The following is a 13,527-nucleotide window of genomic DNA, read 5'->3' on the forward strand; positions in this document are numbered from 1 at the left end:
GGTCCCCTAACTCTGGCCGGGGCGGTAGGTGAGCTCCTTGACCGGCACCCTGACGGAGATGGTGCCGGACTTGGCGAAGGTGAGGTCGAGCTCCAGCTCGTCACCGAGGGCGGGGGCCTTCTGCCATCCCATGATCATGAGGTGGTTGCCGCCCCTGGCGAGCTGCAGGGCACCGTGCGCGGGGACGTCCAGGCTGTCCACCTGCTCCATGGTCGACGCGGTCGAGCGGTGCATGGTGACCGACCCGGCGGCCGGGCTGGTCACCTTGAGCAGCTGGTCCTGTCCGCCGTCGTTGTTGACGGTCAGGTAGCCGGCCGCCATGCCGCCGGCCGGGGGCAGCGGGATGTAGGAGTCGGCGACGCTGAGCCTGGCCGGGCCGGCGGCGGCACCGTCCTGGCCGGTGCCGCCGCCGGTGCCGCCGTCCGTGCCGCAGGCGGCCAGGATGGCGCCGCCGCCCAGGGCCGTCGCGACGACGGCGCCGAGCAGGGCGGTGCGGCGGAAGCGGCGGGTTCCGGTGGTCACCGCGGTCACGCCGCGACCCCCTTGGCGATCAGCGGCAGGTCGTGCTCGTACGTCTTCTCCTCGGTGCCGCTCATGTAGAGCACGTGCGCCTTGTCGTCCGAGGGGAGGAAGGCCAGCACCTGGGCGCCGTGGGTGGAGGTGACCGTGCCGTCCGGGTTGACCACCGGGTCCTCGATCATGATGCCGAGCGACTTGGCGGCGGTCTTCACCTTCGCCAGGTCCCCGGTGAGGCCTATGAAGTCGCCGCCCATCGAGTCCAGCCAGGTACGCAGCACCTGGGGGGTGTCGCGCTGGGGGTCGGTGGAGACGAAGACGACGTTGATCTTCTTCCGGTCCTCCTCGGGGAGCGCCTTCATCGCGACGCCGATGTCGCCCATGGTGGTCGGGCAGACGTCCGGGCAGCTGGTGTAGCCGAAGAACAGCAGGGTGGCCTTGCCGTTGGTCTGCTGCCGCAGGTCGAAGGGCTGACCGGAGGTGTCGGTCAGCTGGAGGTCCGGCTTCTCGAAGTTCCTGGCGAGCTTGGTGCCCTGGTACGGGGTGTCCTCCTTCTGCCGGGTGACCTTGGCGGCGGTGCCGTCGCCGCCGGAGGAACCGCAGGCGGAGAGGGTCAGGGCGGCGGCCAGCGCGAGCGCGGCCGCGCCGGCCAGACGGGTGGTGCGGGTGGTGCGGGGCATGGGAGTTCCGATCGTGCGCGGTGAACGGCCGGCGGTCCGGGCCCGGGGTGGGGTCGCGGACCGCCGGCGCGGGGGGTCAGGAGGCGGAGCCGCCGCTCCTGCGGCGCAGGCCGAGCACGCCGACGGCGGTGCCGATCACACCGACCACGATGCCGACCACGCCGAGGGTGCGGGCGGTGGAGTCGCTGGACTTGGCGTCGCCGGAGGCGGCGGCGTGGTCGGAGCTGCCCCCGTTCGCGGCCGGGGAGGCGGTCACGCCATGGCCGTCGCCCTCGGCGGCCTTGGTGAGCTTCAGGACGGGGGCGGGCTTGGCCGGCTCGGGCTGGCCGTCCTTGCTCTCGTCGATCCAGCGGACGACGTCGCCGTTGTCGTAGGTCTGGAGGGTCTTGAAGACCAGGCTGTCGGAGTCGGTCGGCAGCGGGCCGAGCGAGACCCGGAACTCCTGGAACTGGCCGGGGGCGATCTTGGTGCCGGCGTCGGCGGTCCAGGTGATCTTGGAGACGGCCTCGGTGACGTCGTTGCCGTGCACCTTGATCGGCTTGTCGAGCTTGGCCTTCTCGACCGCGGCGGTCCAGCCCGGCAGCGGCAGGGTCCGGACCGAGGCCAGCGGGTGGTCCAGCGGGAGGTTGACCTCCAGCTTCACCGTGCCCGCCGTGTCGTTCTCGTTCGGCACCCGGAAGTCGACGGCCGTGTAGCCGCCCTGGGCGGCCGCGCCCGGGTTCACGGTGACGTGCGCGAAGGCCGGGCCGGCCAGCGCCACCACGGAGGCGGCGGCGGTCAGGGCGACGGCGGCGAGACGGCGGGCGGGAAGGGAACGCATGATGCGGGTCTCCGATCGGAGCTCGGCGGCGGCCGGTACCGGGCGACGGACGTGAGCCGTGCCGCGGGGGCCGCGCCTGGGGACGTGGGGGGCAGAGCCTCGGGCCGCCCCGGTGGTCGGGGAACGGCCGGACGGTGCGCACACCGGGCGTCCGGTACGGCCAACGGGCCGCCGGGAACGCCGGTCAGTACGCGAGGGCCCCGCACGGCGGACCGCGCCGCACCACGCTGTGCCGCAGCACGGCACCCGCGGGGAGCGGGCCCGTCCCGTCCCCGGCCCCGAACCGGCGGGCCGGGCCCGCCACGCCGAACAGCCCGCGCAGCAGCGCGGCGGCCAGCGCGAACGCCGTCCGCAGCGGCGCCGCCCAGTGCTCCCTGGCGGCCGTGGCGGCCACCCGCAGCAGCCGCCACAGTGCCGCCTCGCCGCGCCGCAGCCACCAGCCCGCGACCAGCGCGGCGGCCAGGTGCCCGGCCAGCATCGACGGCGTCATGCCGAACACGCCGGCCTGCCACCAGGGCGCGGCGGTGTACGCGTGCGGGTCCAGGCCGGCGGAGGAGACCAGCTGCTCCGGCGACGGGCCGCCGGACAGGCCGGCCAGCGTGCCGGGACGGGCCTCGTTGCAGATCAGCCGGCCGGCCACCTGCGGCACGGTCAGCGCCGCCGAGCCGCCGTGGTGCATGCCGGGCATCGAGCCGTTGAAACCGTGGAAGAGGCAGTGCAGTCCGAGCTGCCCGGCGCCCAGCGCCCCGGCGATGCCCGCCAGCGAACGCTCCCGGCCTCCGCCTGCCGCCGCGAACGCCAGCATCGCGGCGAAGCCCGCCGCCAGCGCGGTCGGCGGCACGTTCCCGCCGCCCGCCAGGGCGTGCCCGGCGGCCGCGATCAGGGTGCACACCAGCGCGAACGGGACGGCCCGGGCAAGCCGCAGGTCCCAGGCGGCGGACCCCACCGGCCGGGCCGGTCCTGGGGCGCCCGGGAGCGGGGCGGCGGCGAGGGCAGTCATGGCCGGGCCATCCTCTCATTGCGTACGCCGCCGACACGGGCAGGGTGGGAAATCCCTACGAATGCCCCTTTCGGCAGCGGCGTGCGGGGTGACCGACGCGCCGCCCGGCACAGACCCCGGCCCCCAGTCCATCCGCCGAACGGGCGGTAGCGGCCCCCGGGAACGGTTCACCGCCGAATCGCCCGGAGATACCTAGTTGTATGTGGAGCCGCAGCCAGGAGGGACCTCCCGTGGACATCTGGTGGACTCTGCACCTCAAGCGCGACCCGGCCAGCGTCCCGCTGGCCCGGCGCATCCTGCTCGGTGCGATGGCGACCGCGGGCGTCGACCCGCAGATCGCGGACGACCTCGGGGTCGCCCTCAGCGAGGCCTGCGCCAACGCCGTCGAGCACGGCGCCACCGGACGGCCCGACGACCTGTTCCAGGTCACCGCCTCGATCTGCGGCGACCGGCTGCGGATCGAGGTCACCGACTCCGGCCCCGGCCTGCCGGCCCTCGCCGGGCCGGCCGCGCCCGCCCGCCGCCCGGCCGCGTCCGCACCGGCGGCCCGCCCGGCCGTCACCGGCCGGGGCCCGCACCGCACCCGCCGCGGCCGCGCCACCGTCCCGTCCCGGGTGCTCACCGCCCACCGCCCCCGCCGCGACGGCCACCCGTACGACACCCACGTCCTGCCCTGCGGGCCGACCGCCCCCACCCTGCGCCCGGTCGACCTGGACACCCTCCCCGACCTCACCGCCGAATCCGGCCGCGGCCTCTTCCTCATCCACGCCCTCACCGACCACGTCCAGCTCCGCAACCACCCGCTGCGGGGCGCGATCGTCAGCTTCGACAAGATCCTCAAGTGGCAGGACAACGCCCTCCTGCGCGCCGCGTCGTAGCGCTTATAGCTCTCTGACCTGCACGAATAGCCTCTTCCTAGGTCCAGGTCGCGGCGAACGCGAGACCGGAATCAGGCCGCCAGGGCATACGTGGGGCACATGCCTTCGGATTTCGGCGCGCTGTGCCCCGCCTTCGCACCAGGAAGCACCCTGTCGATTGCCGAGCGGGTCCGGGACTCGCTCGTCGGCATCAGGTGGGTGTAGGTCCGGAGCGTGAAGCCCGGGTCGCTGCGGCCGAGGTAGGCCGCCAGCGCTTTGATCGTCTCGCCGGCATCCAGCAGCACCGATGCGTAGGCATGCCGTAGGGCGTGCATGCCGTCGTCCGGGGCCGCCTGGAAGTACTTCGCCCCCTTCTCGCGCGGCGGGATCACCCCGGCCGCGACGAGCGCGAGCTTCCATGCGCCCGCGTTGAAGACGCTGCGGTGGTACGGCTTGGAACTGTCGTCGGTGAAGAGCAGGTTCGCCGTGTGGTCGTCGCCATCGGCGAGGCGCCAGGGGAGCGTGACCCGGGTCGGCGGGAACTTCTTCATGTGGGCCTTCAGGGCCCTCGCCAGTCCATCGGGCAGCGGGACCTGTCGGACCTTGCCGCCGTTCGGCAGCGCGAACACCATCGTCTTGGCCACGAAGCGCACCTGCCGACGTACCGTCACCATGCGGCGGCGGAAGTCGATGTCGTCGACGGAGAGGGCGAAGACCTCGCCCTGTCGGAGCCCGCAGCCGAACGCGACGGATCCGCCGGCCTGGAAGCGCTCCGGCAGGCCGTTGATGACCGCGTGGACGCGCTCCACGGACCACGGGACGACCGGCTCCTTCTCCACCTTCGGGAAGCTCACCGACTTCGCCCGGCAGGGGTTGGTGGCGATCGCGCCGTCGTCAACTGCCGCATCCAGCATCATGATCAGGACGGAGCCGTACCAACCGATGCTGGACGGCGCGAACCCTTCGTCCTGAAGTCGCCTTATCCAGCGCTTGATCGTGGTCGGCTTGAGTGCCCGGAGCTCCAACTTCCCCAGGCGGGCCACGATGTGGTTGCGCACCACGCCGTCGTAGCGCTCCAGGGTGGTCGGGCCGGGAGTGGCGGCCTCCAGCCACGTCTCGGCGTACTCGCCCACGGTCGTCTTCCCCGCGTTCGGGTCGACGTAGGTGCCCTCCTTGAGCGTGACCTTGAGCTCGGCGGCGCGGTCATCGGCCTTGGTCTTGAGCTCGAAGTCCTCCTTGCGCTGGACGTCGTCGGGGTCGCGGTAGCGAACCTGCCAGCGCTTGCCCTTGCCGTGGTCGGCGCTCGGGTACTTGCCCTTGTGCTCACGGTAGGGCTTGTCGGTCGGGCGGGGGTAGGTCTTGTGCCAGGTGTCGTAGACGGTGGCCATTCGGCTCCTTCGGGTTGGAGACATGGAGATACGCGCCGGGTGGGCGGCGGTGGGTAAAGGGGGATTTTCCTCGCGGGCGAACCGCAGATCCGATAAGTCGCGATCAATGCTTTCTTCGGGCGGGTGTTGGATATTCATCGACCGGCGGGCGTTTGTCAAATGGACGGTGCTTGATCGTCCCGTCAGCGGCCGATAGTGCCAAATAGTGTCAGATCGTCCCGGGAAATGCGCGAGCCTTCGCGAGAGGGGCATGTGGCAGTGGCCTGGGCCACGCGTCCTCACTGGGGGAGTGCTGTCGGTGGCCCAAGCGCGCTGGCCTGGCGCGCTCAGCAAGATCTTTTCCGTGATCTTCCCGAAGTCCTTGCCCAGGGGATATCCCGGCTCCTACGGTCTTAATGGGCGCCGTCACCTGCGGGCGGCAACTTCGTGCACCCAGCCAGGGTGGGTGATGCTCGGTCCGTTTTAGGTCCCGAGCCGCAGGCCGGTCATACTCGCCCGGATCGCGTTCGCAGGAGGCCCCCGCGAGGGGGTTGGAGTCTTTTTGGGAAATTCTCCGATCTCCTGCTGAACTTCCATCGCTCACCCGAGCAGGCGGCCCGAAAAGGGACCGTCTATTTCGGCCTGCCCTTGTTCCCTGCCCATAGGAGATACGTGCCCAAGCCCTTCCGCGCCACCACTGCCGACCGCCGCCCGCTGGCCACCGCCCAGGAGCTCGCCGACCACCTACAGGTGCCCCTCGACACCGTCTACGGGTGGAAGCACCGGGGCCAAGGCCCGAAGGCGATCAAGGTCGGCCGGCACCTGCGCTACCGCTGGACCGAGGTGGAGGCATGGCTGGACGATCTGAGCTCAGGCCGCGCCGCCGCCTGAGCACCACCTGCACGGTCAGCTTCCACCCCCCGGTCCCCGCCGCCCAGCGCGTCGGCGGGCCGTACGGCCCTTCCCCACATCACCGCTCGACTCGGCGGTCCCGGACTCCACGGTCCGGGAGCGCAGTTAGGAGACTCCTTGGAGAGCATGCCTTCCACACCCTCGACGGGACCGGTGTCGGTTCCGGACTCTGCGGACGGCCGTCGTCCGTCCGCTGCGGACGGTCCGGACACGGGGACCGAACCCGGGGACGGTCCGCAGCCTGTGGCGGAACACGGGGACCGGTCCCGGACCATTTCGACGGACGGTGGTCCGCAGGCGCGGACCGAGCGGACCGTTCCACCGGACGGGGACGGACCGGCGGACCGGCCTGCGGTTCCGTCCCGGACCGCCGGTCCGCAGACGGGGACCGTCCGGATCGACGGTCCGGTGACGGGGACCGGTGTTGCGGACGGTCCGGTCCCGTCCGGTCCGGACGATGGTCCGGTCCGGTTCGGTTTCGCCCGCGCGGCGGTTTACCTGCCGACGCCATCGCCGTAGCCGCGCCCGACGGCGCACCGCCGCAGCCCGCCCTCGGCTCCACGCCACGCGGATCCCATCCCCTGCTTGCACGTGACGATGATGGCCGAACTCTCCTTCTTCCGCCGCCCGATTGGCTCGATGCCATCCGGCTGATGCAGGCGGCGGAGGGACTCAGGCTTCGGCGGGCGGCTTCATTTGAACCGGGTATCGGAGCCATGGTGGGCCGTCAGGCCAAGAAGGTGGCTGCCCGCTCGTCGAGCTCTTGGGCGGCGGAAACACCACGGCTCTTGAACTGGGCGAGGCTCTTGCGTATCTCCAGCACCGAACGGTGGGTGCGGACAGGCTGCACGCCGGCCATGGCGTCGAGCGCGCGGTTCCAGGTGCCGCACGCCTGCTCGATGCCGCCGTCCGCGAGTTCCATCCTCGCCTGGGCCACCAGGTCGAGCGCGAGGATCCTCGTGTAGGTCGTGGCCGGTTGGGGGGCCGCCGCTGCCGCGTAGTTCTCCGCGGCGCCCTTCCGGTCGCCGAGCCGGGAGAAGACCTTGGCACTACGGGAGTTGGCCGTGGCGCGCGATGGGCCCCAGGAGAGGGCCCAGTACGGCATCGCGTCGCCGCCTGCGTCCTCGTAGCGTCTGTGGCTCTCTGCGCCACCTGGGACTGGTGAGCGTGGCCGCCCCGGCCAGAGGGCGCGGCCCGCGCAGCGCGCCGGACCGTCGCCCACCCGTCCGAAGGCCGAAGAGCGGTTCAGGGCGGAAGGAGTGGCACGTTCGTCGGGAAGCGGCCGACGCAGCTGGCGTCACTGGGACACGAGTTCGCCAGCTCTCTGCGCGAGTTCGGATGCGCCAGGGATTCCCCGCCTGCTGTAGACGGCCATGGTCGAGCGCACCGTCTTCAGCTCCTTCCGGTTCCGGTCGGATGCCACGCCGTCCATGAGATCCAGGCACTGATCCCAGAGGTCCGGTCGACCTTCCCCCGGGCCCGCGACAGCGCGGCCTCGGCCAGTTCGACGCAGTGCGTGGTCTGGCTCAGATCGAGGGCCTGGTGGGTGAGGGCCCGCATCATCCAGGCTCCGTGACCTGCGGGGTCGGACTCGCAGGCGAGCTGGTAGGCGAGGAGGTAGAACCTCTGGGCCGCGCCCTCGCGGCCGAGATCATGGCACTTCCATCCGACCAAGGTCGCCAGCTCAGCCGCCGCGCCGTACGCGCTCCGGCGGACCTCCTCGGACGGGAACGTGGCCTGGAGCATCGGCACGACGGCGTCCGCCAGATAGGACGAGACAGTGGACAGCCCGTGGCCGCCGCCCAGTCTCTCGTCGGCGGTCCGGAACATCTCGGTGAGCTGCCGGACGGTGGAGACCTCTTCAGCCCCGGCCCTGCGACTGCCCTTCGCGGTTCGCAGGGCAGCGGCGACGGCCTGGTGGTCGTAGACGAGCGGGAGCCCGACCGCAGCGGTGCCGAAGGCGAGGGCGAGGAAGTCGCGACGGTGGAACATGACAAGTCTCCCGAGATCGGCAGCGGTTGCCAGAGGATCAGGGGTCATGACCTCCCCGATTGCGGGGAAGCCTAGACCGATCTCGGCGGCCGTCACCTTCCGCTTCACCATTCTGGTCAAAGCCTCGGCAAGGTAGGTCGCGGTTCTGCCAGTTGGGGTGCCGCCCCGGACCCAGGAGAGTACGGCGGATCGGGAGGTGTGCAAGGTCTCGCCGGCCTCCGCCGCAACAGTGCGGACCGTTCTGGCCAGGGCTTCGTACGTGCACCCGGCTTCCTCGATGATGCTCGCCAGCTGCCGGTTGGGCTTCTTGCTGCCAGTCAACTCGCACCCCCAGAACTGATCTTGAACAGATTGAACGGGATGGGCGGGCCATCACCGTACCGCCTGGACGTGGCCGGCTGTTCACTGAGTGCACAAACCCGCACTTCAGAGGAGGTCGTTGCCTCATGGCCGACGTGTATTTCGACCCGCGCCTACGCGAGTTGGCCGGGGCCGGCGTGCTGGTCACCGGGGGTGGTGGCCTGGTCGGCAGCCGCATCGTCGCCCAGCTCGCCGCGTGCGGAGCCAAGCCGACCGTCCTGGACAGGTTCGACGCCTACCCGCACCCGGTGCGGGACCTGTTCCGGGTGGACCAGCACGGTGCCCGGGTCGTCCTCGGAGACGTGCGCGAACGGGCCACCGTGAAGTGGCTCGCAGGCCGCGCGGACTACGTGATCCACGCCGCCGCGCACGCCGACGTCGCCGCCTGCACCCGCCGGCCCGACACTGCCTTCGCGGCGAATGTGCAGGGTACCCAGACCGTTCTGGATGCGGTGCTGGAGTCGTCGGTGAAGCGGCTGGTGTTCGTGTCCTCCGCCTCCGTCTACGGCGACGGCATCCCAGCGGTGGACGGTGTGGCGCGCTTCATCGAGGACCAGCCGCTGACCCCGATCTCCGTGTACGCCAACACGAAGTTGTGGGGCGAACACCAGGCGCGTCTGATGCTCGGCAGCAGCGGTACCGAGTACTCGATCGTCCGGTACTTCTCGGTTTACGGCGACCCGCAGATCCCCAAGCCCGGCTCGCACTCCTGGATGGTCCCGTGGCTGGCCCTGTCCGCGCACACGGGCACGCCGATGCGGTTCAACGGCGGCGGCCACCAGGTGCGCGACATGGTCCACGTCGAGGACATCGCGCACGCCACGATCCTCGCCCTCGTCGCCGACCAGGCCGCCGGACAGACCATCAACATCGGCACCGGCATCCCCACCTCGGTCCGGCGGATCGCTGAGCTGGTCGCCGCCCACTACCCCCGCGCCGCTTTCGTCGAGACACCCATGCCCGAGGGCGACCCGCGCGGAGGTTACGCCGACACCCGCAGGGCCGCCGACCTGCTCGGCTGGCGCCCCGCCGTCACCCTCACCGAGGGCGTGGACCGCTACGTGAACTGGCTCAGGACCACGCCGAGCGCCATCCCGGACTGGTTCACTGCCGCGCCGACCGCCTCTATGGCCGCCTGAACGAAGGGACCGCTTCCATGCGCGTCGTGCTCCTCGGCGGAGCCGGGTACATCGGCTCCGTCGCCTCCCACTACCTCGTCTCCCACGGCCACCACGTCACCGTCGTGGACGGCCTGATCTACAACCGCGGGGACGACCCGGGTCGGCTACTACCCAACACCGCCGCGTTCGTCGGCGGGGACCTGCGCGACCCCGCCCTGCTGGCCGACGTCTGCGACGGCGCGGACGTCGTCGTGCACCTCGGCGGGATCGTCGGCGAACCGGCCTGCCAACTGGACGAGGAACTGGCCGTCGAGCTGAACTACGCCGCCCCGATGATCGCCGCCGAGGCTGCCGCCGGCGCGGGCGTCGGCCAGTACGTGTTCTTCTCCTCCTGCAGCGTCTACGGCAGGCACGAGGGCACCGTGGACGAGGACACCGAGCCGAACCCGCTGGGCATCTACGTCCGGACCAAGGTCCTCGCCGAACGGCGCCTCCCCGACGTACTCGCCGGAGTCACCGAGTTCACGACCCTTCGGCTGGCAACCGTCCACGGCTCATCGCCCCGCCAGCGTCTGGACTCCGTCGTCAACTCCATGGCTTCCCGCGCGGTCGCCACCGGTCGCATCCCGCTCAACGGCGGCGCACAGCGCCGACCCCTCGTCCATGTCGGTGACGTCGCCGAAGTCCTCACCGGCGTCATGGCCGACAACCTGACCGGGGCGTGGAACGTCGGCAGCGACCAGGAGAACCACACCATCGCCGACATCGCCGAGACAGTCGCTGCCGTCGTGCCCGGCTCGAAGATCCAGCGCGGGCCGGAGCGGGACGAGGCCGACGCCCGCGACTACCGGGTCAGCTTCACCCGGCTCCAGCGCCACATGCCCGGGGCGTGCTCCACCGCTCTCAAGGACGGCGTGCAGGAGATCGCCGACCTCCTCGCGACCCGCACGATCGCTGATCCGGACGAGCCCCAGTACGACAACCACCGGGGCCTGGTGGACGCCTTCACCGCCGACAGGGTGCGATCCGTGCGCTCCCCCGCCTGCCAGCGGTATCAGGCCGAGTACACCGCCACGTGGGGGCGGCCGTGACAACCACCGCACCGTTTCTTCCGTGGAACCGGCCGTCCATCGGGAGCGAGGAGGAGGCCGAGGTGATCCACACCCTGCGGTCGGGCTGGCTCACGCACGGCCCGAAGGCAACCCGGTTCGAGGAAGTCGTGAAGACCGCACTCGGAGCCGAGGACGCGTTCGCCGTGTCCTCGTGCACCGCCGCCCTGCACCTGGCCTTCCTCGCCGTCGGCATCAGGGCGGGGGACGAGGTGATCACTCCGAGCCTCACCTTCTGCGCGGCCCCGAACGCCGTCGTCCAGTGCGGCGGCACACCGGTGTTCGCCGAGGTGGATCCGGTCACGTTCAACATCGACCCCGAGGCGGCTGAGCTGGCGATCACCTCCAGGACGAAGGCCATCGTGGTCATGCACTACGGTGGCCACCCCTGCGACCTGCCGGCCTTCCGCAAGCTCGCCGACGACCACGGCTTGGTCCTCATCGAGGACGCCGCCCACGCTCTGCACGCCTCGCGTGACGGTCTGCAAGCGGGCAGCATCGGCGACCTGGCGGTGTTGTCCTTCTACGCCAACAAGGTCATGACCACCGGCGAGGGCGGGATGATCGTCGGCCGCACGGACCTCGTCCAGGCCGCACGCCTCCTCGGCCGACACGGCATCGACTCCTCAGTGTGGCAGCGCCACGGCAAGCGCCGCACCGCCGACTACGAGGTCACCGTGCCGGGCTTGAAGTACACGATGCCGGACATCACGGCCGCGGTCGGGATCCAGCAGTTCCAGAAGCTGCCGGACTTCACCGCGCGACGGGCGCAGATCGCCGCTTCCTACGACCGGTCCCTCGCCGGCCTTCCGGGGTTGCGGCTGCCGACCGTGCTGGACGGCGTCCAGCACGGCTGGTTCCTCTACCCCGTCCTGATCGAACCGCTCGGTGGCCGGAGCCGCGACACAGTTGCCGACCTGCTCCTCGACGCCTACGGGATCGGCACCAGCGTCCACTTCAAACCGGTCCACCGACTCGCCGCCTACCGGTACGTCGACTGCGACCTGCCCGTCACCGATCAGATCGCCGCCCGGCAGCTGTCCCTGCCGTGCTACCCGGCCATGACCAGTACGGACGTGCAGCGCGTCATCGACGCGATCCTCGCTGTCTGGTCCTGACCCGCAACTCCGCGAGGCCGACTGTCAGATGACCGGCGGCCGACCCAGCCTGGTCATCTGCCACACCGTGCTCCACCGCATCGGCCGACGCGGAGGACACGGTGTCCGAACGCCCTCGAAGAAGCCGGACCACCAAGCCTTGAGACCGGAGAGCGGCGGCCGCCGCACCACCGTGTACAGCGCCCAGGAGGTGAGGTAGACGGGCACCAGAACGGCAGGCAGATGACGCTTCGCCAGCCACACCCGATTGCGTGCCGTCATCCGGTAGTAGGTGGCGTGCCGGGCCGGATCGGTGCGGGGATGCTGCAACACCAGGTCGGCCCGGTAGTCGATCTCCCATCCGGCATCGAGCGCGCGCCAGGCGAAGTCGGTCTCCTCGTGCGCGTAGAAGAACTCGGCGGGGAACAGGCCGACTTGGTCGATCACGCTCATGCGGATCGCGTGCCCGCCGCCCAGGAACGTCGTGACCGGGCCGGACTGCAGCGGATCGCTCGCGCCGAATCGGGGGACGTGGCGGCGCTGGGTGTACCCGGTCTCGTCCGCGATCCGGAAGGACACCACACCGAGGCGCGGATTCTCTTCGAAGGCTTCCCGGGCCAGCCGGAAAGTGTCGGTTCGGGGAAGCAGCCCGTCGTCGTCCAGGACCACCAGGACGTCGACACCGCCGAGTTCACGCAGCCGCTCGACGCCGGCATTCCGCCCTCCGGGGATGCCCAGGTTCTCGGGCAGCTCGACCGCGTCCAGCCACTCCGGCAGCTCGGGCAGTTTCACGCCCTGCCCGAGCACCACGGCCCGGGTGCTGCCGCCGCCCTCCTGGGCTTCGACCGAGTCCAGGAGCGCACGAAGCTCCTTCGGCCGGTTGCCCATCGTCAGCACCACCACGCCCAGCGTGACGCCCATTGCACCCGATCCCATCGAGGAGTCCTTCATGATCTCGCCGACACCGGAAGCGGCCGACGCGCCGTTGCGCGTACTCGCCGAGACCCGCAGGCTCCCGGACCACCAGCACATGGACCAGCACACCCTGAGCTGGATCGCCGGCAACCGACCCGCCGGTCCCAGTGCCCCGGCCACGATGCCATATCGCCCGACCCTGCTGGTACCCGACGTTTCCTGGTTCGCCAGCCCGGCCGTGATCGACTCCATTCACGGCGCCATGCACAACGCCCGCGTCAGCCTTCTCGTCCAGTTCCTCGCCCAACATCACGAGCCCGGTCGTGATCAAGCCCTGGCCCTCGCCGCCGCAGCGGCCTGCCACGACTGCCGACGGCACCACGACCGCGACGACCCCGGCCACGGCGAACGCGCCGCACGCTGGCTCGCCGGCAACCTCGACACCGTGGCCCGCACCTTCGGCCAACCGGTCACCACCGAGACGATCACTGCCGTCGCGCTCCACGACGTCCCGCACGACAACTTCACCGACAGCCAGGCCGACGCCTACCGGCAGAGCCCGCACCTGGTGGACCTCCTCAAGGCCGCCGACGCACTCGACCGCTACCGACTGCCCCTCCGCCGCTGGTGGCCTGACCCGAGCCGCCTCCGCGTAGCCCTGCCGGCGTGGCTCCCGCCGGTCGCGTTCGACCTGGTCGTTCACAGCGAGCAGGCACGCCTCGACGGCGCCACTCACGGCGAAGCCCTGGAACACGCACTCCACACCGTGCTGCCCGAGTAG

Annotated in this window: 14 protein-coding genes; 6 read left to right on the forward strand and 8 right to left on the reverse strand. The window is 71.1% G+C overall.

Translation table 11 applies throughout. The features are described from left to right. Positions 1-6: 6 nt before the first annotated feature. The 4 genes from ACZ7C5_RS02215 to ACZ7C5_RS02230 form a co-directional block, all read right to left on the reverse strand. Positions 7-531, reverse strand: coding sequence for a copper chaperone PCu(A)C (locus ACZ7C5_RS02215; protein WP_401089110.1), 525 nt, complete (start codon positions 529-531; stop codon positions 7-9). Then, positions 528-1,196: an SCO family protein gene (locus ACZ7C5_RS02220; protein ID WP_401089108.1), complete on the reverse strand. Its 669-nt coding sequence runs from the start codon at positions 1,194-1,196 to the stop codon at positions 528-530. Before ACZ7C5_RS02220 ends, ACZ7C5_RS02215 begins: the two co-directional genes overlap by 4 nt. A gap of 76 nt (positions 1,197-1,272) precedes the next feature. Next, a complete protein-coding gene (locus ACZ7C5_RS02225) occupies positions 1,273-2,016 on the reverse strand; it encodes a YcnI family copper-binding membrane protein (protein ID WP_401089106.1) in 744 nt (247 codons plus the stop codon). 184 nt (positions 2,017-2,200) lie between these two features. Then, complete coding sequence (locus tag ACZ7C5_RS02230) at positions 2,201-3,016, reverse strand: hypothetical protein (protein ID WP_401089104.1); 816 nt, start codon at positions 3,014-3,016, stop codon at positions 2,201-2,203. A gap of 230 nt (positions 3,017-3,246) precedes the next feature. Here ACZ7C5_RS02230 and ACZ7C5_RS02235 point away from each other — a divergent pair, with 230 nt between their 5' ends. Beyond that, positions 3,247-3,894 (forward strand): ATP-binding protein, encoded by a 648-nt coding sequence (locus tag ACZ7C5_RS02235; RefSeq protein ID WP_470321714.1) that lies wholly within the window; start codon positions 3,247-3,249, stop codon positions 3,892-3,894. Between the two features lie 71 nt (positions 3,895-3,965). On the opposite strand, the gene ACZ7C5_RS02240 is transcribed toward ACZ7C5_RS02235, so the two are convergent. Next, positions 3,966-5,261, reverse strand: coding sequence for a tyrosine-type recombinase/integrase (locus ACZ7C5_RS02240; protein WP_470321715.1), 1,296 nt, complete (start codon positions 5,259-5,261; stop codon positions 3,966-3,968). Positions 5,262-5,912: 651 nt separating this feature from the next. Between ACZ7C5_RS02240 and ACZ7C5_RS02245 the strand changes: the two genes are divergently transcribed. Then, complete coding sequence (locus ACZ7C5_RS02245) at positions 5,913-6,131, forward strand: helix-turn-helix transcriptional regulator (RefSeq protein WP_401089098.1); 219 nt, start codon at positions 5,913-5,915, stop codon at positions 6,129-6,131. A 748-nt stretch (positions 6,132-6,879) separates the two neighbouring features. Here ACZ7C5_RS02245 and ACZ7C5_RS02250 read toward each other — a convergent pair. Together ACZ7C5_RS02250 and ACZ7C5_RS02255 are read right to left on the reverse strand one after the other, a co-directional pair. Beyond that, the gene (locus tag ACZ7C5_RS02250) at positions 6,880-7,257 is read right to left on the reverse strand and encodes a hypothetical protein (protein ID WP_470321716.1); all 378 of its coding nucleotides are present in this window, start codon (positions 7,255-7,257) and stop codon (positions 6,880-6,882) included. Positions 7,258-7,544: 287 nt separating this feature from the next. Continuing rightward, complete coding sequence (locus ACZ7C5_RS02255) at positions 7,545-8,465, reverse strand: hypothetical protein (protein ID WP_470321717.1); 921 nt, start codon at positions 8,463-8,465, stop codon at positions 7,545-7,547. A gap of 125 nt (positions 8,466-8,590) precedes the next feature. Between ACZ7C5_RS02255 and ACZ7C5_RS02260 the strand changes: the two genes are divergently transcribed. The 3 genes from ACZ7C5_RS02260 to ACZ7C5_RS02270 are packed head-to-tail and all read left to right on the forward strand — an operon-like array spanning position 8,591 to position 11,852. Next, on the forward strand, positions 8,591-9,643 hold the full coding sequence (locus ACZ7C5_RS02260) for an NAD-dependent epimerase/dehydratase family protein (protein WP_470321718.1): 1,053 nt from the start codon (positions 8,591-8,593) through the stop codon (positions 9,641-9,643). Positions 9,644-9,660: 17 nt separating this feature from the next. Next, positions 9,661-10,716, forward strand: a complete 1,056-nt coding sequence (locus ACZ7C5_RS02265) for an NAD-dependent epimerase/dehydratase family protein (RefSeq protein WP_470321719.1) — start codon at positions 9,661-9,663, stop codon at positions 10,714-10,716. Next, the gene (locus tag ACZ7C5_RS02270; RefSeq protein ID WP_470321720.1) at positions 10,713-11,852 is read left to right on the forward strand and encodes a DegT/DnrJ/EryC1/StrS family aminotransferase; all 1,140 of its coding nucleotides are present in this window, start codon (positions 10,713-10,715) and stop codon (positions 11,850-11,852) included. The genes ACZ7C5_RS02265 and ACZ7C5_RS02270 overlap by 4 nt, the downstream gene beginning before the upstream one ends. Before the next feature lie 24 nt (positions 11,853-11,876). On the opposite strand, the gene ACZ7C5_RS02275 is transcribed toward ACZ7C5_RS02270, so the two are convergent. After that, positions 11,877-12,752 (reverse strand): glycosyltransferase family 2 protein, encoded by an 876-nt coding sequence (locus tag ACZ7C5_RS02275; RefSeq protein ID WP_470321721.1) that lies wholly within the window; start codon positions 12,750-12,752, stop codon positions 11,877-11,879. Between the two features lie 28 nt (positions 12,753-12,780). Between ACZ7C5_RS02275 and ACZ7C5_RS02280 the strand changes: the two genes are divergently transcribed. Then, on the forward strand, positions 12,781-13,527 hold the full coding sequence (locus ACZ7C5_RS02280; protein ID WP_470321722.1) for a hypothetical protein: 747 nt from the start codon (positions 12,781-12,783) through the stop codon (positions 13,525-13,527).

The organism is Kitasatospora sp. NPDC036993 (genome assembly GCF_055607525.1).